Annotated in this window: 18 protein-coding genes; 7 read left to right on the top strand and 11 right to left on the bottom strand. The window is 59.2% G+C overall.

Annotation, left to right across the window (positions count from 1 at the left end; genetic code table 11):
* Positions 1-76: 76 nt before the first annotated feature.
* Entirely contained in the window at positions 77-403 is a 327-nt protein-coding gene (locus tag QQJ86_RS10080) for a hypothetical protein (protein WP_284320809.1), read from the bottom strand.
* A gap of 187 nt (positions 404-590) precedes the next feature.
* Entirely contained in the window at positions 591-1,112 is a 522-nt protein-coding gene (ssb, locus tag QQJ86_RS10075; RefSeq protein ID WP_284320808.1) for a single-stranded DNA-binding protein, read from the bottom strand.
* A 1,248-nt stretch (positions 1,113-2,360) separates the two neighbouring features.
* Between ssb and QQJ86_RS10070 the strand changes: the two genes are divergently transcribed.
* Positions 2,361-5,498 (top strand): autotransporter family protein, encoded by a 3,138-nt coding sequence (locus tag QQJ86_RS10070; protein ID WP_284320807.1) that lies wholly within the window; start codon positions 2,361-2,363, stop codon positions 5,496-5,498.
* A 230-nt stretch (positions 5,499-5,728) separates the two neighbouring features.
* Here QQJ86_RS10070 and QQJ86_RS10065 read toward each other — a convergent pair whose 3' ends face one another.
* The 5 genes from QQJ86_RS10065 to QQJ86_RS10045 form a co-directional block, all read right to left on the bottom strand.
* A complete protein-coding gene (locus tag QQJ86_RS10065; protein ID WP_284320806.1) occupies positions 5,729-6,844 on the bottom strand; it encodes a hypothetical protein in 1,116 nt (371 codons plus the stop codon).
* Between the two features lie 907 nt (positions 6,845-7,751).
* The gene (glpK, locus tag QQJ86_RS10060) at positions 7,752-9,248 is read right to left on the bottom strand and encodes a glycerol kinase GlpK (protein WP_284320805.1); all 1,497 of its coding nucleotides are present in this window, start codon (positions 9,246-9,248) and stop codon (positions 7,752-7,754) included.
* Positions 9,249-9,263: 15 nt separating this feature from the next.
* Positions 9,264-10,109: an MIP/aquaporin family protein gene (locus QQJ86_RS10055; RefSeq protein ID WP_284320804.1), complete on the bottom strand. Its 846-nt coding sequence runs from the start codon at positions 10,107-10,109 to the stop codon at positions 9,264-9,266.
* 237 nt (positions 10,110-10,346) lie between these two features.
* Positions 10,347-11,855: a glycerol-3-phosphate dehydrogenase gene (gene glpD, locus QQJ86_RS10050; protein WP_284320803.1), complete on the bottom strand. Its 1,509-nt coding sequence runs from the start codon at positions 11,853-11,855 to the stop codon at positions 10,347-10,349.
* A 163-nt stretch (positions 11,856-12,018) separates the two neighbouring features.
* On the bottom strand, positions 12,019-12,795 hold the full coding sequence (locus QQJ86_RS10045) for a DeoR/GlpR family DNA-binding transcription regulator (RefSeq protein ID WP_284320802.1): 777 nt from the start codon (positions 12,793-12,795) through the stop codon (positions 12,019-12,021).
* Between the two features lie 197 nt (positions 12,796-12,992).
* Between QQJ86_RS10045 and QQJ86_RS10040 the strand changes: the two genes are divergently transcribed.
* Positions 12,993-14,015: a polyprenyl synthetase family protein gene (locus tag QQJ86_RS10040; protein WP_423372834.1), complete on the top strand. Its 1,023-nt coding sequence runs from the start codon at positions 12,993-12,995 to the stop codon at positions 14,013-14,015.
* 623 nt (positions 14,016-14,638) lie between these two features.
* Here QQJ86_RS10040 and QQJ86_RS10035 read toward each other — a convergent pair.
* The 3 genes from QQJ86_RS10035 to ubiH all read right to left on the bottom strand — a co-directional run bounded on the left by QQJ86_RS10035 (position 14,639) and on the right by ubiH (position 17,966).
* Positions 14,639-15,433 (bottom strand): dienelactone hydrolase family protein, encoded by a 795-nt coding sequence (locus QQJ86_RS10035; protein ID WP_284320801.1) that lies wholly within the window; start codon positions 15,431-15,433, stop codon positions 14,639-14,641.
* Positions 15,434-15,540: 107 nt separating this feature from the next.
* Positions 15,541-16,743 carry a UbiH/UbiF/VisC/COQ6 family ubiquinone biosynthesis hydroxylase gene (locus tag QQJ86_RS10030; RefSeq protein WP_284320800.1) on the bottom strand — a complete coding sequence of 401 codons (1,203 nt, stop codon included), beginning with the start codon at positions 16,741-16,743 and terminating at the stop codon, positions 15,541-15,543.
* Positions 16,740-17,966 carry a 2-octaprenyl-6-methoxyphenyl hydroxylase gene (gene ubiH, locus QQJ86_RS10025; protein WP_284320799.1) on the bottom strand — a complete coding sequence of 409 codons (1,227 nt, stop codon included), beginning with the start codon at positions 17,964-17,966 and terminating at the stop codon, positions 16,740-16,742. Before ubiH ends, QQJ86_RS10030 begins: the two co-directional genes overlap by 4 nt.
* A 92-nt stretch (positions 17,967-18,058) precedes the next feature.
* Here ubiH and QQJ86_RS10020 point away from each other — a divergent pair, with 92 nt between their 5' ends.
* From QQJ86_RS10020 to QQJ86_RS10010, 3 genes are read left to right on the top strand one after another with little or no spacing between them, the layout of a single operon-like run.
* Entirely contained in the window at positions 18,059-18,655 is a 597-nt protein-coding gene (locus tag QQJ86_RS10020) for a hypothetical protein (RefSeq protein WP_284320798.1), read from the top strand.
* Positions 18,655-19,224, top strand: a complete 570-nt coding sequence (locus tag QQJ86_RS10015) for a cob(I)yrinic acid a,c-diamide adenosyltransferase (RefSeq protein ID WP_284320797.1) — start codon at positions 18,655-18,657, stop codon at positions 19,222-19,224. Before QQJ86_RS10020 ends, QQJ86_RS10015 begins: the two co-directional genes overlap by 1 nt.
* Positions 19,225-19,232: 8 nt before the next feature.
* The gene (locus tag QQJ86_RS10010) at positions 19,233-20,153 is read left to right on the top strand and encodes a histone deacetylase family protein (RefSeq protein WP_284320796.1); all 921 of its coding nucleotides are present in this window, start codon (positions 19,233-19,235) and stop codon (positions 20,151-20,153) included.
* 9 nt (positions 20,154-20,162) lie between these two features.
* Here the strand turns inward: QQJ86_RS10010 and msrB are convergent, their stop codons facing one another.
* Entirely contained in the window at positions 20,163-20,585 is a 423-nt protein-coding gene (gene msrB / locus QQJ86_RS10005) for a peptide-methionine (R)-S-oxide reductase MsrB (protein ID WP_284320795.1), read from the bottom strand.
* A gap of 82 nt (positions 20,586-20,667) precedes the next feature.
* Here msrB and QQJ86_RS10000 point away from each other — a divergent pair, with 82 nt between their 5' ends.
* Together QQJ86_RS10000 and QQJ86_RS09995 are read left to right on the top strand one after the other, a co-directional pair.
* A complete protein-coding gene (locus tag QQJ86_RS10000) occupies positions 20,668-23,133 on the top strand; it encodes an LPS-assembly protein LptD (protein ID WP_284320794.1) in 2,466 nt (821 codons plus the stop codon).
* A 109-nt stretch (positions 23,134-23,242) separates the two neighbouring features.
* Positions 23,243-24,595 (top strand): peptidylprolyl isomerase, encoded by a 1,353-nt coding sequence (locus QQJ86_RS09995; RefSeq protein WP_284320793.1) that lies wholly within the window; start codon positions 23,243-23,245, stop codon positions 24,593-24,595.
* Position 24,596: the final 1 nt, after the last annotated feature.

Here is a 24,596-nt window from a genome sequence, read left to right as displayed (position 1 = left end):
GCATGGGTGTCATGTGCAACCTCAACACATCGCCAAATCGCGTCCGATACGGGAACCCAGCGTATGCTCGTTCAAATTATCGTTGGCACCGGTGACTTCCTTGATCAATCGCTTGAGGACCTGAACCCCTGGAGTCCAATAAGCCCTTAGGTACAACTGATCGAAATCGGATTCGACGACCGACGCTGGAGCAAAGAGATTCGAGTTCTGAATCGGTGAGATAAACCTTCGTGGAGAAACGTTGCTCCAGATCGATTGCGCTTGCACGCGACCAGATGTACAGGCGCTTGATCGTGCTCAGATAGGCGCCGATGATGTTTGCTGAACGTCCAGCATTCCGAACTTGCGTGGTGATGAAAAGCGCGAAAAAGAAAAGGGGCATACCTGTTTCGTCGACCAGCATCGACAAGCGTCCAGCACCATGAAACGAATTTCAAAAGAGTCTTTGTGTCTCATGGAGCAAATTACACGGAGTATCTGGTAGGAAAGATATCCCTCAATCCAATAGCCTCCCTTACCTTGAGGTAAAAAAAAGGCCATGAAAATCATGGCCTTTTGAACAAACGCAACAAGTTTATAGATGGTAGAAATTAGAACGGAATATCGTCATCATCAAACTGATTACCGCCCATATCCGGCGGCGGTGCAGACTGGCGCTGCGGGGCATTGCCGTAGTCACCACCGCCCTGCTGTTGACGCTGACCACCACCACCGCCTTGCGAGCGCTCGCGGTAACCACCGCCGCCACCGCCCATGCCGCCACCTTCACCACCGCCCATGCCACCAAGCATCTGCAGATCGCTGGCGATGATGTCAGTGGTGTAGCGTTCCACGCCTTGCTTGTCGGTGTATTTGTCGGTGCGCAGTGAACCTTCGACGTATACCTGGCGACCTTTCTTGAGGTATTCGCCGGCGATCTCGGCGAGGCGGCCGAACAGCTTCACGCGGTGCCACTCGGTGCGTTCCTGCTTCTGACCGCTCTGCTTGTCGGTCCATTGCTCGGAGGTGGCAATGCTGAGGCTGGCGATGGCCGTGCCGCCGGCGGTGTAGCGGACCTCGGGGTCCGCGCCGAGGTTGCCGACCAGGATGACTTTATTGATACCGCGTGCCATTGAATGACCTCGAAAAACTGAATCGGAATAAGGGTTTTCCGGATGAGCGCGCGGTTTGCAGCGCCGGCTCCGGTGAGCATCGGGACGGATGCTCGATGCGCATCCAGCGCCCCAAGAGCCCAAGCATAGGCTCATGGCCCGCCATGATACATGCCCCGCCCCGACCGATGTCCGCTGCTCAAAATTTGACCACTACTCACGCCCCTCCCCTGCCAAGCAGGGGAGCGAGCACTGACGTCAAATTCTGAAACCCATGGTTGCTTCCACAGCTTGTTTCGAGCCTGCGTAAAGCGCCTCGCGATGCGCCTCCGGCACCGTTGCGTGAGCTGCTCCGATAAAGCCTTTACGCGGATCCTGGAATCGAGCCCTCGCTGACTATCCGGTTCTTGTAAGCCTCACAGGACTCACCCCCGCCGTGTGAGGTGGCCGAGGGCGGTAAGGGCATGTACAACTCTTCCTGCCACCTCGCCCCCCTAAGACCCACAGCGGCCAGCGCTACTTCAAGTTCTTGCAATGGGGTTTCTTAAATTTACGCGCCGTTCCATTCATCATCATTGCAAGGGCGGTAACGCAACATCCGCGACGAAACTCCGGGCCTTACGAAGGACAGCTGCCGAAGCTTGTTCCAGCAGCACATCCTATTCAGTCCAGTCCCGCCAACGTTCGTGCCATTTTCAAACTTTGAATCGCGAATTCTCATTGCTCAGTAGATGTGCTGACACCTTTCGATGCGCAATCAATTTTGAGGCGGTGATCGCATCAGTTACGAGTTATGCCTGAATGTCGACGAGCATCTGTTGCCGCCCTCGCTCTTGATCGCCTCCCGATCATTTAGACAAAAGCAAACGTTGGCCAAAGTCGAGTCACTCGCAACGTGCATTTGCCAAACGCAGTTTCGACACTGGTTACGCCAAGCAGCCCTTACGATGGTTTAGCTATGACTCGATAGTTCACAGGTAGGCTTTTCGTATTCCATTTACGTCTATTAGTAAATGAATTGATTTCGGTGATTCGCATCTGTCGGTAGGAATCCATGGAGCACGCCGAGCTAATCCGGGGGGCAAGCCGCTAGGAGGGCACGTGAAAAATATTTCCATGAGCAAGCAAACCCATGGGACCGAGTTAGCATCTGCGGGCGTGTTTAGAAAACGCGATATACGAAGAAAGATCCTTTGGTCTGCATTGGTTTGCTTGTTGATGCCACACCCATCGGCTCGCGCAACTGATATTCCGCTCGATGTCTTTCAGATGCCTGGGAACTCTATACGGCTGGGTATCAAGGTGGGCGTCGACAGTGCGATGCCGGAGGAGTACCTATTCGACACAGGCTCCAATTCGTTCAATATAGACGTCGGAACGGGTAACTCCGTGGCGTGGTTTCCAAGCGCGTCGGCCTCAGTGACGAGTAAGCCGTACGCGTACCTTTATGGCAACGGGACCTATGGCCGCTGGCAGCAAAACGCCACCGTATCGAGCATACAGTTCTATAGCTCCACAACCGGTAGTTTGGTTAGCAACGACGACACCGCCCAAGGGCTTCCCGTTGGAGTCGCGTGGGATTACGTGACATCTACTTCTCGAGGAAAGCAGATCACCACCAGCCCCAAAGGTGTTCCGCTATACCAAGATTTGGATTGGCAGGCGGCCATCAATGAAGGTAACGCACCGGAAGAAGGGCATTTCTTTGGCACCTTCGGCGCAAGTAATTTCATCACCCAGGGCCAGGGCACGAATGGCGGCGTTCCGGGAATGTTGACCACCACGGGCTATATCGTGGAGGCGGATGGCAAGCCCGGGGCGCCTGGCGGCGCCTGCGGCCAGGCGTGTCTTATTCTGAACCTGACTCCTGCGTTGCGTGCGCAATTTCTCAGCGTCGTGCCATGGATCAGTGGTGCAACGACCACGTTCGCTTTATCTGGCGCGAACGCCTCCACGCGCGAATTCAGCACTCTCTTCAACTATACCTTCAACGGCAACGGAAACACGGTGAAGTTGCCAACGCTGTTTGACACGGGAACCCCGGTCATTCTTCTTCACAGTGCCGATTTATACGGCAGTGAGAATGCGGCGGGTCATGTGAAGAGCATAGGCAATTCGATGGGTACTGCTTACCAGGGTGATTACCAAGAAATCCCAGGTATGAACTTGACAGCTACGGGGGCTGCTGCAGGTGCGAGAACGGTCTCGATCGTTACGAGCGGTAGCAGCGGCGACCCGAGTAACGATGTAATGTACGTACCCAGCACGCTGAAGGCAGTCACCTATGGCATGTCCTTCTTCCTGCAAGACGCCGTTATGTTCGATTTGCAAAATCAGGCGACAGGGTACACACCGTTCTACGTCACTGATGCTCCGATTGCTACTGGCTTCACTGCAACAGCCACCATGGGGCCGCTTGGATTGGCGGGTTTCATTTCCGGTGGTGGTAATTTCATCGTGGCCAACGGTGGCGTGGCACAGCTCAGTGGTACCAATACCTATACAGGTGTCACCGATATCCAGCCCGGCGGATGGTTGGGTATCGCGGGTCCCGGCACGATAGCGACCTCGTCGAATGTGCAGGCTGACGGCACATTCGATATCTCGCGTGCTTCCAACAGTGAAGCCATCACCAGCCTGTCCGGTGCAGGGACGGTTTCGCTGGGCGCGAATACGTTGCAACTCACCAACGCCGACGGCACGTTCAGCGGCCAACTGAGCGATGGTGGATTGGGAAGTGGCATGGGTGGTGGTCTGCTTATTACTGCCGGCGTCGAAACACTGTCAGGTGCCAATACCTACACTGGCCTCACCAGTATTGCTCCGAATGGCAGATTGGTACTCAACGGATCGGTGGCAGGCGCCGTGGTGAACGCGGGCACGCTGACCGGCAATGGTCAAATCGGCGGCGATCTCACGGTGCAGGGAACCATTGCCCCAGGCAACGGCGCAAGCTCCTATCAGGCGTTGAACGTCGCCGGAAACTACCATCAAACCACGGGCTCGACGTATCTCGCCCAGATCAACCTCAATCAATCGGGCCAATCAAGCCAGATCGCGGTTCAAGGAACGGCCACCCTCGATCCGGGTGCTCGATTGAATGTGTTGGCGACCCCTTCTACTTCAGCCGTCTATGCGCCTGGCATGCGTTACACGCTGCTGACGGCTGATCAAGGACTGACAGGCGTCTATACATTCTCACCGCTATCGTTAAACGGCGTACTAGAGTTGGCACCAGGCTACGATCCATTGCAGGTGTATCTGGAAGTTATCCAGATCAATGCGTTGACTGCATTCGGTCAAACACCAAACCAAGTATCGACGTTGGCGGGCATACAAAGCCTGCCGAACTCCGATGCACTGTTTACAACGATCGCCAACTTACCTAGCCCGATCTTGATTCGGCAGGCCGCTGACCAGCTATCAGGCGAGATACATGCCAGCACCCAGAGCGCGTTTATGGATGACACTCGCTTCATGCGCGACGCGGTGCTGCAACGACTGCGCCAAGCGCAAAACCAAGCAGACGAGGGCATCACGACGAGCGAAGGCCCCGCGACTCAATCGCCATCTCGCGACCTCGCGTGGTGGGGACAGTTTGTGGGCTCGTGGGATCACTACGATGGCAACGGCAATGCCACGGGCTTATCTGACTCTATCGGTGGTTTCCTGCTTGGCGCCGATGTGCCTGTGGGCGACCGCGGCCGCGTGGGCATAGGCAGTGGCTACACCCAAACCGGGTTCCTCTCATCACGCAATACTAAAGGCAATAGCAATGACGCGTACCTGAGCGTGTATGGCGGACTTCCCTTCGGGAGCGGTCCAGGCGGCTGGAGTGTAAATGGCGGCCTGGCGTATACACGACACCTGTTGACGCTCGATCGCAGTCAAACCTTGATCGGCCTGAATGGAGCAACGTGGAGCCGCACGAAAGCTTCGACATCGCAGGCTTTTGTGGAAGTCGGTGACACATTCACATTCAATACTGCGACGCTGGAACCTTATGTACAGGCGGCGCATGTGCAACTACTTCAGGACGGCTTTAAGGAACAGGGTGATGCCGCAGCCTTGACGGGCCAAGGCGAAGCACACGCTATCACCTATGCCACGCTGGGCGCTCACGCGGCGACGCAATTGCACCTTGGTGGGAGCCTGTTCACTGCTTATGGAACCATGGGCTGGCGTCATGCATCGGGATATGTCGTACCCGTCGTCGTAGAGAGCTTCGCGCAAGGAAGCAATTTCGACGTCACGGGTGTTCCGAACGCTCGCAATGCGGTGGTGGTGAATCTGGGAGGCGACTTGCAGGTCACTCCAAGCGTCTCGCTTCGTATCGCCTACGATGGACAGCTCGCGCATCACGCTACCGACAGTGGTTTTCAAGCAGGCGTCACATGGCGGTACTGATTCCGGCGTAACCAAAGTGAGCTGATCTGAAATTTCTGGCTCACATCCACATGTTCGTGATGACAATCAACTATCGTGTTGCAAGAGAAGTGGCGTTTCTCAGCAGCACGCTAAAGCATGCAGTTGACCGCTAAAGATATGAACCTCCCCCATCGACTTGCGAAGGGGGAGGTTTTTTTCTCCATCCACTATCATTCGCAACTCAAGCGAATACCCGCTACGACATAGGTTTACGGTAGCGTTTCAGTGAAATTAATTGCTGGGCGAGCGCTTGCGCTGCCTGCGGTGGCAGTGCAATTACCCAATGTGAAATTATTGGTCTCGCCAGTCGTTCCGTAGGAGCCAAGACATGTCGGTGCAGCTGTACTGCCGTCGTCTACGCCTACTCGTACCTTGACCGTCGCACCACTGCTGCCGGCCGTAAATTGCGCCTCTCCGGCGCCACCATCGCCAAAAACATTGAACTCCGTTGTGTTCCACCATTTGGCGAGTTGGACCGTGCTGTCTGGTTGACTCACACTGTATGCCTTCCCGTCATACGTATAAGTGATGACGTCGTTGCCACCCGCCGTTGCGGTGGCGACAATGCCCATGTGGGCAAGATTGGTTGCAGGCTCCGCAGGAGTTATCGCGATGTTGCTATTGGTAACGCACCCAGTGGACAGCTCTGGAGATGCTCCGTAGGGTGTTGCCTGAAACCCTGCGGGGCAATTCTCGCCCCCAGGAATGAAAATCCAGGTTTGAATGAACGCCCCACTCTCGCCAGTGGATGTAACGCCGGTGCCATAAACAAACTGTTCCCACGCAGCGCAGCTCGTGTAGCCGTATTGGGTGCAGCCGACACTGTTTACTTGGAGCTGGGTGTTGCCTTGCAACGTATAGAGATTTGACCCGTTGCTACCTGCGCCAGACTGAGCGCCGCCACTCTGCTCAGACGTCAATCCCGTTGCCTCGGGAAACCACATGTTAGCAAGCGAGGTGAGCGATGCTGTTTTCACGGCATAGTCGTTACCACCGCCGACGGTATACAAGTCCATCCCATTGGCGCTAATTGCTTTCTTGAATTTTGGCGCTGGCCGTGCCTTGAGAGTCCCGGCACTGCAAGCGACGCTCTTCCAAACCGTGCTGGGGTAATTGGCTTCAAAACAGCCCGTTGTGGGCGGCGCCAGGTGCCGAACGGAGTCGTGCCAGCTTTCCAGCGCTTCCTTGGTAGCCTGGGTGGCCACATCGCTCGGTGTCTGTGCGACGGCGGAAGAGGAAACGCTTACCGAGCCCAAAAGACCCATGACAGTAGCAGCCAAAAGGCCACCGCGTAGACCGGACATCAATTTCGGTTGCATATACAAAACTCCCCATTTCGTTGAAAGGTGTTTGGATTCAATACCAACCAGAAATGTCGACGAAACAACGGGTCATGTCGACGTAAGGACATAAGACGCCAGGCCGAAAGCAACAACGCTTTAGCCAAGCCCCTTATGTAAAGAGCAACGATCGCGAAATCCCCCAAACTCACTACGTCGAACGTAACGTTTCAATGTTCAACAATGAGCACTTCCTTTAGCGACGTCACCCTATGAATAGAGAGACGTAACGCCAAAAAAAAAGCCTACTTGTCTAGAGTAAATTTGCCCAGGATCGAGCGCTCAAGTGCATCGGTCCGTCGTTTATTGAGACATTGATCGCATTTGATTCGAAGAAAAGCCGCATGTATGCACGAATTCTTGACACAAATGAAGATTGCGTGAGATGTGATTTTCTTCTTTGCAAATGCATCGAAAGACATTGCGAAGAATGCGCCATCGAATTGACGCTGCGCTGCAACTACCGACAGCTTCAGGCCCTGCGATGGAAGCGCATTGTTGGGATTGCCTTCAAAACTGCTGAGCTTGATCGACCACACCGGTCATGATTGACGGCGATCACTCCAGTTACAGGCGAGTGTGGTATTCGCGCAATCCTGATCGCAAGCAACGACGTTTGCGCTGGCAACTACACAGCTGGCCATTGCGACCAAGGCAATGATTTTCTGGCGCATGCTGGTTTTCTTGAGCGGCGGCACGAACGCGGACAACAGGCATGAGGCGGCCGTGCAGGCACGTGCGTGCTTTATTGTTGAATCAGCAGTTGATCTACTTCCCTTCCCTATGCGTAGCCGAGGGAGGTTAAAGGGCGGCGAAGAACATCACGGTTACGGCAAGCTCAAGCAACCCCATCTCAGCCCTCCCCTGCCAAGCAGGGGAGGGAGCATTTACGTCAAATTCTGAAACCCATGGTTGCTTCCACTGCTTGTTTCCAGCCTGCATAAAGTGCTTCGCGATGCGCTTCCGGCATCGACGGCTCGAAACGGCGATCGACGGCCCAATGGCGCGCGATATCTTCGCGACTCGACCAGAAACCGGTCGCGAGACCGGCCAGATAGGCAGCGCCTAACGCGGTTGTTTCCGCCACTTTCGGTCGCAGCACCGGCACATTGAGTATGTCGCTCTGGAACTGCCCAAGAAATCCATTCGCGATAGCGCCGCCGTCTGCACGCAGCTCTTTCAGCCTGATGCCGGCATCGCTTTCCATCGCGGCAAGCACGTCGCGCGTTTGATACGCCATCGACTCCACGGCTGCGCGGATGAAATGTTCTTTGGTCGTGCCGCGCGAAAGCCCAAAGATCGCGCCACGCACGTCACTGCGCCAATACGGCGCACCCAGGCCCACGAACGCCGGCACCATGTATACGCCTTCGTTGGACTTGGCGCGCTCGGCATATTCTTCCGAATCACCTGCCCGGCCGAGCATGCGCAAGCCGTCGCGTAACCACTGGATCACCGAACCGGCGACGAAGATCGCGCCCTCCAATGCGTACTCCACTTTACCGCCCACGCCCCACGCGATAGTGGTAAGCAGGCCATTGTTGGAGGCGACGGCTTTATCGCCGGTATTCATCAGCATGAAGCAGCCAGTGCCGTAGGTGTTCTTCGCCATGCCAGGCTCAAAACACGCTTGGCCGAACAAGGCCGCTTGCTGATCGCCTGCGACGCCGGCGATCGGCACTTCGTGACCGAAGAAATGTTGACCCAATGTATTGCCGTAGATTTCGCTGCACGGACGCACTTCGGGCAACATGGCGCGCGGCACGCCGAGCATCTGCAGAAGATCGTCATCCCAGCGAAGCTCATGAATGTTGTACATGAGCGTGCGCGAGGCATTGGTGTAGTCCGTGACGTGCACCTTGCCGCCAGTGAGATTCCAGATCAGCCAGGTATCGATGGTGCCGAACAGCAGTTCACCGCGCTTGGCGCGTTCGCGCGCGCCTTCGACGCGATCGAGTATCCATTTCACCTTGGTGCCGGAGAAATACGCGTCGATCAGCAGACCAGTCTTCGCACGCACCATCTTGTCGTGGCCGGCGGCGATGAGTTCGTCGCAGATCTGGCGTGTCTGGCGCGATTGCCAAACGATGGCGTTATAGATCGGCTGGCCGGTCACCTTGTCCCACACCACCGTCGTCTCGCGCTGATTAGTAATGCCGATGCCGGCGATCGCTTGCGCATCGACTTGCGCGTTGTTCATCACCTCGGTGATGGTGGTGAGCACGCTGGTCATGATCTCGCGCGGGTTGTGCTCCACCCAGCCTGGCTGCGGAAAAATCTGACCGAATTCGCGTTGCGCGATACCCACGATGCTGCCGGCGCGATCGAACAGGATTGCACGCGAACTGGTCGTGCCCTGGTCGATGGCCAGGATGTATGACTTATCCATGATATCGGCTCCTGTTCAACGAGTTGGATCTGTCACAACGCCGTTTGCACCGCTGGCGTCTTGCGGGGAACGCAACACGCGCAGGCGTGCAGGCAGGAACGGATACACCAGCCATTGATAGGCAGCAGCGCCGACCACACCACCAATCAGCGGGCCAACGATGGGAATCCACCAATAGTTGTCCGGTGCCGGCAGCGCGGACGAACTCCAGCCGGCGAAATAAGCGAACACACGCGGCCCAAAATCGCGAGCGGGATTGATTGCCCAAGCTTCCAGATATCCCATCGATGCGCCGATGGTGGCCACCAGCAAGCCGATGATCAATGCGCCTGAGTTCGCGCCAGGTGCCATTTCGTTGTACTGCTCGGTGATCGCAAAGATGCCAAACAACAAGAACGCGGTGAGGATGATCTGATCGAGCAATGCATGCATCGGGGTAATTGCCAGGCCCGGATGCGTAAAGAACACACCCGCGGCGCCGCCTGCTTCGCGAGTGAGCTGATGTACCTGGTTGTAGTGATCGATGACCGGCGAGAACAGTACGTACACGATCGCCGCGCCGAGGAATGCGCCGATCACTTGCGCTATGCAGTAGGGAATCACTTTCTTCCATGGGAATTTGCGGAACAACGCAAGCGCTAACGTCACGGCCGGATTCGCATGCGTGCCGGACACCGCGCCCGTAACGTAGATCGCAATCGTGACAGCCAGCCCCCAAGCAATGCATACACCCCAATACGCATTCGCGTAAGGACTTGGATCGTAGAGCACGTACATGCATGCAACTGAATCGCCCAAGCCGATGATGATGAACATGGCGATCGCTTCGGAAATCAACTCGCCGATGCTTTGCCGGCTCATGGTTGTGCCCCTGGCATCGGCATGCGCAATACGATCACTAGATGATTCAACATATTTTCCCTCCCACAGGTTGTTGTTCCCGGCAAGCGTTAGCCTCCCTTGCCGTCATTCCCGCGAAAGCGGGAATCCATTTACTCTGATGCAAAAGGCGAAGGTGGATTCCCGCTTTCGCGGGAATGACGGCAAGGGAAAATGGAGCTTTATGACAAAACATGTAAATTCGACAGAAAAGCTATTTCAAGCAAATGAAGCACGGCGTGGCGGCGCATCGGCGAGATAGGCCGTCAAGCGCGCCACTTGTTCCTGATTAAGCCGCAGGCCAAGCTTGCTGCGGCGCCAGAGCACGTCGGTGGCATCCACCGCCCATTCCAGCGCACGAAGATAATCCACTTCGGCCTGATACAGATCGGCGCCAAAATGCTCACCCAGATCCTGTAGCGATCGCGCTTGCCCGAGTATTCGCGTGGCGCGGCTGCCGTAGCTGTGCACCAGGCGCCAAGCCATGGACTCGGGCAACCATGGATGTGCCGATTGCAGTTCGCGCTGCAAGACATTTACATCTTGCCGTTCGCCGCCGGGAAGCGGATGACCTTTGGACGTCCACGCTTCTGACGCATCCGGAAACACCGGCGCAAGGCGATCCATCGCTTCCTCCGCCAATTTGCGATACGTGGTCAGCTTGCCACCGAAAACGTTGAGCAGCGGTGCGCCTTGCTGATCCAGTTCGAGCAGGTAATCGCGCGTGACTTCCGACGCATTGCCAGCTTCATCGTCCAGCAACGGGCGCACGCCGCTATAACTCCACACGACATCGGCTGGCGTAATGCTGCGCTTGAAGTAGCGATTCACCGCATCGCACAGATAGCGGGTTTCTTCATCAATGATATGCGGTGCCGACGGATCATCGTGGTAATCCATATCGGTCGTGCCGACCAAAGTGAAATCGTGTTCGTAGGGAATGGCAAACACGATGCGGCGATCGGGCTGTTGGAAGATGTATGCGTAAGGATGCTCGAACAGTCGTGGCACCACGATATGGCTGCCTTTGACCAGGCGCAGTGCGTGATCGTGCCCAACTTTGGCAACGTCATCGAGAAACTGCACGGCCCACGGACCGGTCGCGTTGATCAGCGCCTTGGCGCGGATGGTCGACCGCTCACCGTGCACCGATTCCAGTTGCGCATTCCAGCCATCTGCATCACGGGTCGCACTGATGCAGCGTGTGCGCGTAAAAATCGTCGCACCACGCTCCATCGCATCCATCGCATTGAGCACGACTAGGCGGGCATCCTGCACCCAGGCATCGGAATAGACGAAGCCGATATGGAATTCATCGCGCAGCGGCAATCCTGATTTATGGCGCTTTAAAGACACGCGCCGCGATTTCGGCAAGGTGCGCCGGCCGCGCCCCAGGTTGTCGTAGAGAAACAAGCCGAGCCGGATCATCCAGGCCGGCCGCAGATGCGATTGGTGCGGCAGCACGAAGCGCAGCGGCCAGATGATGTGGGGCGCCGCACGCAGCAGCACTTCGCGCTCGGCCAAGGCCTTGCCGACCAGGGCGAACTCGTACTGCTCCAGGTAACGCAAGCCGCCATGGATGAGCTTGGTGCTGGCGCTGGAGGTATGCGCAGCCAAGTCGTCGCGCTCGCACAGGCATACGGAGAGCCCCCGCCCGGCAGCATCCCGCGCGATGCCGACGCCGTTGATGCCGCCGCCAACCACCAGTAGGTCGTACTGCTCCGTCATCGTCTGTCCTATGGGCTCATCTTATCGAAAATGTTCGTTTTCGATCATATTGATATAAAAAAGCGCACTAACGAACATTTAAGGAGCAAAAATTTACAGGTTCGCTTGATGAATGAGCGTATTCGAACATTTTTGGCGTTTGCACGCTGCAATGCAGCGAGGATCATGGTTCCGCGGCCACATGCACCTGCGTGCCTGCTTCCGCCAGCACAGGGGCCAACTCAGGCGGCGGCGCACGATCGGTAAACCAGGCATGGACCAGGGAAATCGGCCCCAGGCGCACCAGGGCATCGCGCCCCACCTTGCTGTGGTCCGCCGCGAGGAACACCTGCCGGGAATGCTCAATGATGGCCTGCGCCACCCGCACTTCATGCAGATCGAAATCGAACAAGGTGCCGTCCGGATCGATACCGGAAATACCGATCACCCCGAAGTCGACCTTGAACTGGCGAATCAGCTCGATCGTCGGCTGACCCGTCACGCCATGATCGCGTCCACGTACCACACCACCCGCCACGATGACTTCAAAGCTGGGGTTTTCGCTGAGCATGATCGCCACGTTGAGATTGTTGGTGATCACGCGCAGGCCTCGGTGGTTCATCAGCGCACGCGCCACGTCCTCATTGGTGGTGCCCAGGTTGATGAACAGTGAGGCGTCGTCGGGGATGTGTTGCGCCAACAAAGCAGCGATGCGCAGCTTTTCCTCCTGCCACAGGTTCTGCCGCTTGGTGTAGGCGAGGTTTTCGACGCTCGAAGGCAGGCTGACACCACCGTGATAGCGGCGCAGCAGGCCGGCATCACACAGCGCGGCCAAATCGCGACGGATGGTCTGCTGGGTCACCTCGAAATGCCCGGCCAGATCCTCCACGGTGGCGAAGCCTTCCTCGCGCACGCGCGCTACGAGCTGCTCCTGTCTGCGGTTGAGTACCCGATCGCTCATCGTTGTTCCGTCCGGAAGCCGGCGCCATGGTATCCGAGAGGCTGTTCAACATCTCCCCACGGCCCGCATAGCCCCCAGTGCAAGCCGCCGACGGACGTAGAAAACCTGCCGGGCAACCTTCCGTTCGTCATTGAGAACGGCCAACCTTCATGCCGAATCACACGTAGCACGGCCGCCGCCTCTATAATCGAGGTTCTATGTCCAGCCCCAGCCGCATGAACACCTCCGTTCTCCAGACCATCGACCCGGCACGCGACTTTGCCGGGGTACGCGCCCTAGCTGAAAGCGACATGCAGCGCATCGATGCCCTGGTCCGTCAGCGGTTGGCTTCCGACGTGGTGCTGATCAATCAGATCGCCGATCACATCATCGCCGGCGGCGGCAAGCGCCTGCGCCCCATGCTGCATGCCCTCGCCGCGCGCACTGCCGGTTATAACGGCGACAAGCACATCAAACTAGCGGCGGTGATCGAGTTCATCCACACCTCCACCCTGCTGCACGATGACGTGGTGGACGAGTCGGATCTGCGCCGTGGCCGCAAGACCGCCAACGCGCTGTGGGGTAATGCGGCTAGCGTGCTGGTGGGCGACTTCCTCTATTCGCGCTCGTTCCAGCTGATGGTGGAACTGGACGACATGCGCATCATGCGCATCCTCGCCGACACCACCAACACCATTGCCGAAGGCGAGGTACTGCAGTTGCTCAACATCGGCAATGCCGATGTTGATGAAGCTGCCTACCTAGCGGTGATCGAGCGCAAGACAGCGGTGCTGTTTGCCGCAGCTACGCAACTCGGCGGCTTGCTGGGTGGGCTGCCAGAGGCACAGGTGGCGGCGCTGCGCCGCTATGGCATGCAGCTTGGTTATGCCTTCCAGATTGCCGACGACCTGCTCGACTACATCAGCGATGCCGACACACTGGGCAAGAACATCGGCGATGATCTCGCCGAGGGCAAGCCGACGCTGCCAATGATTTATGCGTTACAACGTGTCGGCGCCGAGCAGGCACGCGCGATGCGCCACGCCATTGAGCATGGCGGCCTGGATTCGCTCGACCATATCCTCACTGCCATCCGCGAATCGGGTGCGATCGAACGCACGCGCGAATGCGCGCTGCGGCATGCGCGTGCGGCGCGTGAGGCGCTGAGCTTGCTGCCGGCTTCGTCTTATCGGGATGCGCTGGCGACGCTGGCGGATTACTCGGTGCAGCGAACCTTCTGAATCATGACACGCCGGGAAAGCCACCCTCTCCCTTCCGCCTGATTAGCGTCTTGCCTCAGCTGGGCATGTCGTGATGTTGGACCATTGCCTGCGGCGCTTTCGGAGCTTTCGGACCCTAAAGGGCCCGAGTCACTTTTCTTTGCTGGCCCAAAGAAAAGTAACCCAAAGAAATGGCCTGAAGAGCTCATGGCCTGTGCAAGTTACAAGCCTGAAGGATGACGCCTTGCTTTGATCGTTGGCGGGCCAAGCTTCCATAACCCCGCTATACCGCGAGGCGGCAGAGCGCTGAGGACTTAAGGCAGATCGGGCAGACCTCGGCAAAGCTCAACCTGTGGGCAAGCAGGCTTTAAGCCCTCAGTGCTTCGACGCCTCGCGGTATAGCGGGGACGTTGAACCATGGGCGAGCAACCTTCGATCTAGCCATACACGTTCAGGCTTTTACCTTACCCATGCCGCGAGCTTCTCAGGCCATTTCTTTGGGTTACTTTTCTTTGGGCCAGCAAAGAAAAGTGACTCGGGCGCCCACGGCGTCCGAAAGCGCCGCAGGCAATGCCCCAACACCACCACATGCCCAGCTGAGGCGAGACGCTAATCAGGTCCCGAAGGGAGAGGGGAGTTCCTCATTAAGGCGTACCGCTGAATGCCGCGTGCAGCCAATCGTGCATCAAGCGGTAACTACGCGCGGCAGCGCGTGGATCATATTTGCAGCCCGGCGAGTTCTCTTCCGTTTCGGTAAAGCAATGCACGGAATTGCCGAGCACCAGGAACTCCCAATCGGCGGAGCTTGAGCGCATTTCGTCCAGGAACTTATCGGCGTCGGGCATGGTGCCCTTGTCGTCGGCACCATTCATTACCAGCACGCGCGCCTTGATGTTCTTCGCCAACGCCGGATCGTCGGTGGCCAAGCCGCCGTGGAATGACACGACCGCCGCGACATCTGCACCGCTGCGCGCCAGATCAAGCACGGCGGAACCGCCAAAGCAGAAACCAATCGCGGCGAGCTTGCCGGTATCGATCGGCGCATTCGCTGCCTGCGCCTTCAATTGCGAGAGCGCTTCATTGATGCGCTTGCGCATCAGCGCACGGTCGCTATAGAGCGGCGTAGCAGCGGCCTTCGCCTGATCGGCGTGCCCGACCTGCGGCCGGACGTTTTCGCCATACATGTCGGTGAGCAGGATCACGTAGTCCTTGCCCGCGATCATCTCGGCCTTCTTGATGGCCACATCGTTCACACCGTACCAGTTCGGCACCATCACCAGGCCAGGGCGCTTGGCGTGGTCGGTGTCGTCGTAGATCAGCACGCTCTTGAAATGCGTGCCGTCGAGAGTCCATTCCACCGGGCGATGCACCATCTTGGCTTGCGCGGCGAAACTGAGGCCGGCGAGTAATGCGAGACAGACTGCTCGAATGAAACGCATAGCTGATTCCTCTGTTTGATGGTGAGAGAAGCTAGATCAACACCTGGAGTTCCCCTTCCCTTGCTTGCAGGGGAGGGAGTTATATCTCGCTTGGATCAAAGCAAACGCTAAAGTCCCGCCGCATGCTCAGCCAAGCGCCGCTTCAACGGCAACAGGCGATCGACAACACGCACGCCAAGGCCACGCATAGCCACCCATGGCGCGCTTTGCCACGCATAAATACGTGCAAGCGCATCGAAGCCATAGGCATCCAGCGTATCCGCACTCCGGCGGCGGCGCGCATAGCGGCGCAGCACCTGCGATGAAGCAAAATCGCGTCCCGCATCGCGGGCAGCCGCCAAGGTATCGCGTAGTTCTGCCACGTCACGCAGCCCCAGATTCACACCTTGCCCGGCTAGCGGATGCACCATATGCGCCGCGTCACCCAGCAACACGAAGCGCTCGGCCTGGTAGTTCTCGGCGAGTTGCAGTTTCAAGGGAAAGGCCGCGCGCGGTGTCGTGGCAGTGATGCGCCCAAGACGAAAATCACTGGCGATGCCGAGCTTCTTGACGAACGTTTCGTCGTCAAGCGCCTGCACGCGTCGCGCTTCATCTTCGGGCAACGACCACACGATGGAACTGCGACCGTCCGCCAGCGGCAACAAGGCCAACGGCCCGGTAGGAAGAAAGCGCTGCCAGCAGGCATGCGCATGCGGGCGCTCGGTGGTGACATGCGCCACCACGGCGCGCTGCGTGTAGTCGCGACCATGCGTCTTGATGCCGGCGCGCTCACGCAAGGGTGAGCCACCGCCGTCGGCCGCGATCAGCAAACGCACTCCCACGCTTTCGCCATCGGCCAGTTCCAGCACGACGCGATCGGTGCGTGTTTCGAAATCCTTGACGGTGGCTGGACATAAGCGCTGCACACCCGCTGCATCCAGTGCCTGCCACAACGTCCACTGCACCAGATTGTTCTCGACGATGTAGCCGAGCTGGTCGCGACCTTCGTCAGCAGCATCGAAATCGATCGCGGCGCCGTTCTCCGCATCCCACACGTGCATGTGCGCATAGGGACAGGCTCGGGCATTGCGAATGGACGTCCAGACACCCAGCTCATCCAGCAGTTTGATCGACGAAGGCGCAAGGCCGACGACGCGCAAGTCCACGTCGTCCTGCTGCTGCCATGGCGATGGCGGACGCGCTTCCAGCAAGGCCGTGCTGAAGCCGGCACGGCTCAACGCGAGCGCCGCGGCAGCCCCCACCATGCCGCCGCCCACCACGGCGATATCCAACGCCGGTGCGCGACGCTGTGTTGCAGGAATCGTTCTCACGGCACACGCTCCAAAACGGCACGCGGCGGCTCGCCGCGGAAACCCATGCCGCGTCGAGCCAGAATCCGCTGCAACGGTGGCACGCGATCGTAAGCCAGCAAGGCGAGGGAACGAAACGGCGCCAATAACGGCTGCGGCATGCAGGCAAATCGCACCAGATCATGACTCATCGCCATGGTGCCTTCGCGGTCTGGTGCGCGGCGTGAGGCATAACGTTCGAGCAGATCCTGCGCACCAGGATCCACGCTTTCGGCAATCAGTTCGGCAAGCGTCAATGCATCGCGCAATCCGAGGTTGAAGCCTTGCGCGCCAATGGGGTGGACGGTCTGCGCAGCATTGCCCACCAGCACGGCACGCGGCGCGATCAAGCTGCGCGCAGCGACACGCTTGATCGCGTACGGATGACGCTTGCCGGGACGACTGAGCCGCCCCAGCCGCCAGCCAAAACGCTTCTGCGCAAGCGCGATGAAATCCGCATCGTTCAAGCCCGCGACGTCTGCCGCAACATCTGTATCAACCGTCAGCACGAGACCGCAGCGACGTTCGCCCAACGGCAGCATGGCGATGGGACCTTCGTCGGAAAAACGCTCCCATGCGCGATTCTCCGGATCACGCTCCGGTGTCACCGTGCATACGAATAGTGTCTGCTGGTAATCGTGCACATCCGCCTCGATACCGAGCTGCGCGCGCACGAACGACTCAGTGCCGTCCGCACCAACCAACAAGGCGGCATCGATGTGTTGCGTTCCTTCCGGCGTATTGATCTCCGCGCGCCAGCCGTCATCGAACTTCGTCAAACCGGTGAGGCTGGCCGGCGCAAGGCGCACCAGTTGCTTGCAGGTATCCAGTCGGCGCAGCAAGGCGGTGCCCAGTTCGCGGGCGGGCAAGGTCCAACCCAAGGCGTCGACGCCATGTTTTTTCGCATCCAGGCGTGCACTGCCAAATTCACCGGCGCGACTGACATGGATGTGTCGAATCGGCGTGGCCTGCCCGGCAGTAAGCGTCCATACGCCGATGGAGTCCAAGCCATTTACGGTGGTGCGGGCGAGCGCAAGGTTGCGTTCGTCATAACTGGGCTGCGCGTCGGTGCGTGGTGCGGCAGCTTCGACCAGCGTGACGCGACATCCGGCCGCATCCAGCGCGATCGCCAGGCTGGCGCCGACAAGGCCACCGCCGACCACCAGGACGTTGCCTTCAGGCGCAAAGGGGGGAGAGATAGTCATGCGCGGATGATACGCGGTGCGTGTGTCACTCCGCATTGGGCTAAACTGGGCGTCTTCTCAATGAGCCGTCTGCTTTCTCAGGGAGTTTCTTCATGGCTACGACACAAACCCAGCGTCTTGGCATTCTCGCTGCGCTCGCCTTGGTGATGGCGGCGACCCGCGTGCATTTGTCGCTGTTTCATCACGACATTTGGGACGCGTCGTGGGGCGTGTTCTTCCTGGCCGGTTTCTGGCTGCGTGGCACCGGTCGCTGGGCGTTTCCGCTGCTGATGGCCGAAGCGGTACTGGTCGATTACCTCGTCATCACGCGCATGGGCATCAGCTTCTGGGATCACTACTGCGTGTCGCTGGGCTACTGGTTCCTGATTCCTGCCTATGGCGCGCTGTGGATGGGCGGCAGCTGGCTGGCCAAGCATCAACGCGGCATCACGCTCTCCACGTTGGGCATGGCGATCGCCGTGCTGCTGGTGAGCGAGAACGCCTGCTACGTGATTTCCAACGGCAGCTATTACTGGTTGAGCGCCCATGTGCCGGCGCCGAAGAGCTTTGGTGCGTGGTTCGCAAACCTGGGCGACTGGTATCTGCCGTTCCTTGAAACCACCGCGGTCTATGTGGGCCTGGGTGCGGTGTTGCATGTGCTCGTCACGCAGCTCGGCCGCCTGGCGCATAGCGGTCAAGTGCAGCATTAATGGGTAACCGGCTTTCGAAGATTTACACCCGTACGGGTGACGACGGCACCACTGGCCTGGGCGACGGCTCGCGCGTCGCGAAGGATTCGTTGCGGGTCTCGGCTTACGGCACGGTGGACGAACTCAACAGCACCATCGGCATGGTGCTGGCTGCTGAAGGCGTGGACGATGCCGTGCGCGAAACGCTTACCCAGGTGCAGCACGAGTTGTTCGATCTCGGCGGAGAGCTGTGCATCCCCGGCATGGCGATGATCGAGGACGCCGATATCGATGGCCTGGAGCACGTGCTGGATCAATTCAACGAACCGCTGCCGCCGCTGAAGGATTTCATCCTGCCGGGCGGTGGCATGGCTGCTTCCTGCTGTCATCTGGCGCGCACCGTGTGCCGCCGCGCCGAGCGCGAAGTGATTGCGCTGGGACGCGTGGAAACGATCAGGCCGCAGGCACAGCGCTATCTCAACCGTTTGTCCGACTTGCTGTTCGTGCTATGCCGGGTGCTGGCTCGTAGCAGCGGCCACGGCGAAGTGCTGTGGCAGCACGAGCGCCGCCGCAAGCCAGCTTCCCACTGAGCTTCCGCATGCTGCAGCTTTTCACTCACAGCGTCTGCCTGCAGCACGATCCCGGTCCGGGGCACGCCGAATCACCGGCTCGCTTGCGTGCCGTGCTGGAAGCGCTGGATCAAGACCGCTTCGCCACCATCGACCGCGTCGAAGCTCCAAGGGTCACGCGGGAGCAACTGCTGCGGGTGCATACCCCGGCCCACGTCGATCGGATCCTGGCGATCACGCCCGAGTCGGACACGGTGCGCCTGGACGAGGACACTCTGATGTCGCCCGCCTCGGCCGAGGCGGGTCTGCGAGCGGCAGGCGCCGTAGTGGCCGCGGTGGATGCGGTGATGACAGGTCGCGCCACGCGCGCCTTCTGTGCGGTGCGGCCGCCTGGTCATCACGCCACGCCTGACACCGCGATGGGCTTCTGCTTGTTCAACAATATCGCCGTGGGTGCTGCGCACGCGCTGGCCGCGCATGGTCTGAAACGGGTAGCCATCGCCGATTTCGACGTGCACCACGGCAACGGTACGCAGGACATCTTTCAGCGGGAACCGCGCGTGCTGTTCATTTCCAGCCACCAGCAGCCGCTCTATCCCGGCACGGGCAATGCTAACGAACAAGGCGTGGGCAACGTCATCAACGCGCCGCTCTCGCCTGGCGAAGGCTCTTACGAATTCCGCACGCTGTGGAACGATGTACTGCTACCCAAACTGCATGCGTTCAAGCCGCAGCTGGTACTGGTATCGGCCGGCTTCGACGCTCATCAGCGCGATCCGCTAGCCAATCTCGAACTGCAGTCCGAGGACTATGCCTGGATCACCGAGCGCTTGGTCGATCTGGCCCACGCACACGCGGGTGGCAAGCTGGTTTCCACGCTGGAAGGCGGATATGACCTGCAGGCGCTGGCAGCTAGCGCCAGCGCCCACGTCAGCGCGTTGATGGATTAAAGAGCCCCCTCACTCCGAGGGAGAGAGGGAGTGAGCGTCAGGCTCAAAATCCAATGCCGCCGAATTGATGCAATAGCGCATTCCCGTCGGCTTGGGCCCATCCGGAAAGACATGCCCCAGGTGCGACTCGCACACTGCACAACGCACTTCCGTGCGGCGCATGCCGTGGCTGTCATCTGGCAGCAAATTCACCGACGTCCGCTTGATCGGCTGGAAGAAACTCGGCCAGCCGGAGCCGGAGTCGTATTTGGTCTCGGAGGCGAACAGGGGCGTTTGGCAGGCCGCACATACGTAGGTTCCCGCTTCCTTGTGCCGGTACCACTTGCCGCTGAAAGGCGGTTCGGTGGCCGAGCAGCGGCAGACTGCGTACTGCTCCGGACTCAGACTTGCGCGCCATTGCTCGTCGGTTTTGTAAGGCTTGTTCTGATTCATGCGCTTCCTCGCTACAGATGCGTGCCGTCCACAGGGCCTTTCTGATAGCTTAACGCCCCTTCGTCGCCGATTGATTGCCTCCGTGAAGCCCAAGAGCCTGTCGCCCTCGCGTTCTCTGCCTCCACGCCGCCTGCTAGCAATCGCTGCTGCCGCTGCTCTGTTCAGCAGTCAGGGCGTTCATGCCTCGTCCCAGACCAAACACCCCAAGGCCACGCTGAACGGCACGGAAGTGATCTGCCCGCTGGGCAGCTTCATTTGCCCGCCCCGCCCCGACAACTTCGCGCTGTGCAAGCCCAACGGCATGCTGGAGTTCTACGATCCGTTCCTGAGCAAGGATTCGGCTCTGCGTGCCTCGGCCAACACCCAGGTATGGTCCGACCACGTGGAAAGCCCGGATCAGATCACCTATCACCTGAGCGGCCACGTGAAGACCATCCGCGCCGATCAGGAACTGCAGGCGGATGTCGCCGACTACAACAGCGACACCACTGATTACGATGCCCGTGGCAATGTGCATTACCAGGAAGCCACGCACCTGATATCGGCCGACCACATCACCGGCAATACCGACAACAGCACAGGCCTGGCGACTGGCACAGTGCGTTACCAGATGCTGGATTCGCACGGCAACGGCACCGCGGTGCGCGCGGAAATGCTGGACGCGGACCGCAACCGCTACACGATGGCCACCTATTCCACTTGCGACATCGGGCGGCACATCTGGGAACTCCGCGCCAAGCAGATCGAGACCGACGACACCACCGGGCGCGGCTATGCACACAGCGCCACGATGAGCATGTACGGCGTGCCGTTCTTCTACTTCCCGTGGATGTCGTTCCCGCTCAACAACGATCGCCAGAGCGGCTTCCTGTATCCGTATTTTGAGCACACCGGCCGCTCGGGCTACCAGTTCCGCATTCCGTACTACTTCAACCTGGCCCCCAACTACGACGCCACGCTCACGCCGCGCTACTACAGCCTACGTGGCGCCATGTTGTCCGGCGAAGTGCGTTACATGTTTCCCAGAACCAGCGGCGAATTCCAGGTCGAATTCCTGCCGCACGACAACTACAACGATCAGAAGCTCACCTCGACGTCGATCGACACGCAGGGTCAGCAGCGCTACCTGTATCACATCCTCAACAACACCGCCGTGTGGCCGGGATGGTCGCTGAACACGAATATCACGCGAGCGTCAGACCAGAATTACTTGCGCGATTTCGGCAACGACCTGTTCTCCATTTCCACCGCGCTGCTCTATTCCAGCATTTATCTGAACGGGTCGGGCAACTGGTGGAGCGCATCAGTCGGCGGCGACATGTGGCAGAACGTGGATCCATCGCAGGCGAACAGCGTGGAGCCGTACAAGCGCTTGCCGCGTGCCACGTTCAATATGGATATCCCGTTTGCGCGCTGGTACGACGTCGGCATGACCAGCGAAGCGGTGGACTTCCACAAGTTCAATCAGGTGGAAGGCGCCCGCATCGATCTGTATCCGTATGTCGATGCGGACTTCCAGGGTCCCGCCTGGTTCATCCGACCCAAACTGGCTTACCGCTACACCGACTATTCGCTGGACGGCGGTTACCAGCGCTATAGCTATTACGGGCAGCTGGGCAGCGGCACCACGCCGTTCACGCAAAGCGATCCGAGCCGCTCGCTACCCATCATCAGCCTGGACCAGGGCTTGATCTTCGAGCGCAGCACCTCGCTGTTCGACACGCATTACACGCAAACGCTGGAGCCACGGCTGTATTACCTCTACGTGCCGTATCGCAACCAGAACAATTTGCCGCTGTTCGATACCGCACCCATGTCCTTCGACGACTGGATGCTGTTCGCGCCGAACCAGTTCTCCGGCGCGGACCGCCAGATGAACGCGAACAACCTCACGGCTGCGGTCACCACCCGCCTGCTCGACGACGGCGGTGTGGAGCGTTTGTCGGCAACGTTCGGCCAGATTCGCTACTTCACGCCGCAGAAGGTGCAGGTGCCGTGCACCACCGTTTCCAACAGCACCGTCGCTGGCTGCACCGCCACCACCGACTGGCGCGGTTCGGATTACGTGACTGAGCTGAACACCCAGCTCAACGACCAGTGGACGGCCAGCACCGAATACTTGTGGAACCCGAATTCCCGCCGCACCGATCTCGGCACCTTCACGATGCAGCGCCGGCTGGGCTTTGACGGCATCCTCAATTTCTCCTATCGGTTCCGCCGCGGACTGCTGGAACAATATCAAGCCTCGGCGGTCTATCCGCTCACGGAACGCTGGCGTCTGATCGGCGAGTGGACCTACTCGATGTTGGACAAGCGCACCGTGGAAGCTCTGGCCGGCGTGCAGTACGAGGGATGTTGCGTGAAAGTGAGTGTAGTAGCCCGCCACTACGTGACCGGCTACTACGGCGTGGTCACCAGCCTGCCACCGGGCCAGACCGCGCCGAACAGCGATACTGCCGTCATGTTCCAGTTGGAATTCAAGGGCATGGGTACTTTCAGCGGTCAGACGGAGAGCGTCATCCGGCGTGATATCCTTGGCTATCAATAAGCGCGTCCTGGCTGGTTTGGACGCCCTCGGAAAAGCGGCCGCCCCGGCTGGTTTTTGAGTACACCGTTACCACCCCCTTCGCCCTCGGGCGACAGAAGGCTGTTCACTGATGAAGCAGATTTTTGCGTTGTTCCTGCTGACGATCGTCACGGCGATCCCGTCGCTGGCCCAGGCCCAGTTCCTGGCGCCGCAGCCGCAGGATTCGAGCTCCGGGCCGGTCGACCGCATCGTCGCCGTCGTCGAAGACGAAGTGATCTTGCAGAGCGAGCTCAACGACGCCGTCGCCGCGATCCAGCAGCAGTACGCCAATCAGCCAGGCCAGCTGCCGCCCATCGACGTGCTGCGCCGGCAGGTGCTCGACCGCTTGGTGCTGATGAAGCTGCAGTTGCAGCGCGCTGATGACCAGGGCATCCGCGTCTCCGACGCCGATGTCGACCAGGCCGTACAGGCCGTGGCATCGCAGAACAAGATGAGCCCGGATCAGTTGCGCGCTGCGGTGGAGCAGACCGGCATGAGCTATGCCGCCTACCGCCAGCAATTGCACGATCAGCTGGTAGTGCAGAAGCTGCACGAGAACGTAGTGCGCAACTCGGTATCGGTGACCGAGAGCGAAATCAATAACCTGCTCAACAGTTCAAGCTACAAGGCGGGCGAGGTGCATCTGGCGCACATCCAGATCAGCATCCCCGGCGGCGCCACTGCAGCAGACATCCAGACTGCACAGAGCAAGGCTGAGCAAGCACTCGCCGCAGTTAAGGGTGGCATGCCGTTCAAGGCTGCGGCCATCCGTTTCTCCGATGCGCCGGACGCATTGGACGGCGGTGACCTGGGCTGGCGCCGCATGGACGAAGTGCCGGCTGCGTTCGTCGACACCATTGGCGGTCTCAAGCCCGGTGAAGTCAGTGGCATCCTGCACGGCCCCACCGGCTTCCACATCCTTCAATTGGTGGATCAGCGTGCGCAGTCCAAGCAGATGGTCACCGAGTATCACGCCCGCCAGATCCTGATTCGCCCGAGCGAACTGCTGTCAGCCACGCAGGCGCAGCAGAAGGCGCAGGATATGTACAACCGCATTGCCAACAAGCACGAAGACTTCTCCAAGCTGGCGAAGGACAACTCCAATGACGACACCACTGCGAATGCCGGTGGCGACATGGGTTGGTTCCAGCAAGGCGACTGGGGCACGCTCATCGGTCAGAAGCTGGCCGATATGAAGGACGGCGAACTCTCCCAACCGTTCCAGAGCGAAGCAGGCTGGCACGTGCTACAGCGCCTGGGCACGCGCAATAGCGACATGACCAACGAGATCGCCCGCAACCAGGCACGCCAGGCCATTGGCAACCGCAAGGCCGACCAGGCCTATGACGACTTCCTGCGCGACCTGCGCTCCGGCTCGTACGTGAAGATTCTTGTGCCAGAACTGGAAGAACCCGCCGCGGACAACAGTAAGGCATCGTCGTAAT

It is taken from the genome of Dyella acidisoli, from assembly GCF_030160295.1.
Lineage (GTDB): Bacteria > Pseudomonadota > Gammaproteobacteria > Xanthomonadales > Rhodanobacteraceae > Dyella_B > Dyella_B acidisoli.
Note: the sequence above shows the minus strand (reverse complement) of the source record. Positions and strands in the feature narration are given on the sequence as shown.

Excerpts from the sequence above, each read along its gene's own strand:
- QQJ86_RS10080 (WP_284320809.1), bottom strand. The coding sequence starts at position 403 with ATGCTGGTCGACGAAACAGGTATGCCCCTTTTCTTTTTCGCGCTTTTC.
- ssb (WP_284320808.1), bottom strand. The coding sequence starts at position 1,112 with ATGGCACGCGGTATCAATAAAGTCATCCTGGTCGGCAACCTCGGCGCG.
- QQJ86_RS10070 (WP_284320807.1), top strand. The coding sequence starts at position 2,361 with ATGCCTGGGAACTCTATACGGCTGGGTATCAAGGTGGGCGTCGACAGT.
- glpK (WP_284320805.1), bottom strand. The coding sequence starts at position 9,248 with ATGGATAAGTCATACATCCTGGCCATCGACCAGGGCACGACCAGTTCG.
- QQJ86_RS10055 (WP_284320804.1), bottom strand. The coding sequence starts at position 10,109 with ATGAGCCGGCAAAGCATCGGCGAGTTGATTTCCGAAGCGATCGCCATG.
- glpD (WP_284320803.1), bottom strand. The coding sequence starts at position 11,855 with ATGACGGAGCAGTACGACCTACTGGTGGTTGGCGGCGGCATCAACGGC.
- QQJ86_RS10045 (WP_284320802.1), bottom strand. The coding sequence starts at position 12,795 with ATGAGCGATCGGGTACTCAACCGCAGACAGGAGCAGCTCGTAGCGCGC.
- QQJ86_RS10040 (WP_423372834.1), top strand. The coding sequence starts at position 12,993 with ATGTCCAGCCCCAGCCGCATGAACACCTCCGTTCTCCAGACCATCGAC.
- QQJ86_RS10035 (WP_284320801.1), bottom strand. The coding sequence starts at position 15,433 with ATGCGTTTCATTCGAGCAGTCTGTCTCGCATTACTCGCCGGCCTCAGT.
- ubiH (WP_284320799.1), bottom strand. The coding sequence starts at position 17,966 with ATGACTATCTCTCCCCCCTTTGCGCCTGAAGGCAACGTCCTGGTGGTC.
- QQJ86_RS10020 (WP_284320798.1), top strand. The coding sequence starts at position 18,059 with ATGGCTACGACACAAACCCAGCGTCTTGGCATTCTCGCTGCGCTCGCC.
- QQJ86_RS10015 (WP_284320797.1), top strand. The coding sequence starts at position 18,655 with ATGGGTAACCGGCTTTCGAAGATTTACACCCGTACGGGTGACGACGGC.
- QQJ86_RS10010 (WP_284320796.1), top strand. The coding sequence starts at position 19,233 with ATGCTGCAGCTTTTCACTCACAGCGTCTGCCTGCAGCACGATCCCGGT.
- msrB (WP_284320795.1), bottom strand. The coding sequence starts at position 20,585 with ATGAATCAGAACAAGCCTTACAAAACCGACGAGCAATGGCGCGCAAGT.
- QQJ86_RS09995 (WP_284320793.1), top strand. The coding sequence starts at position 23,243 with ATGAAGCAGATTTTTGCGTTGTTCCTGCTGACGATCGTCACGGCGATC.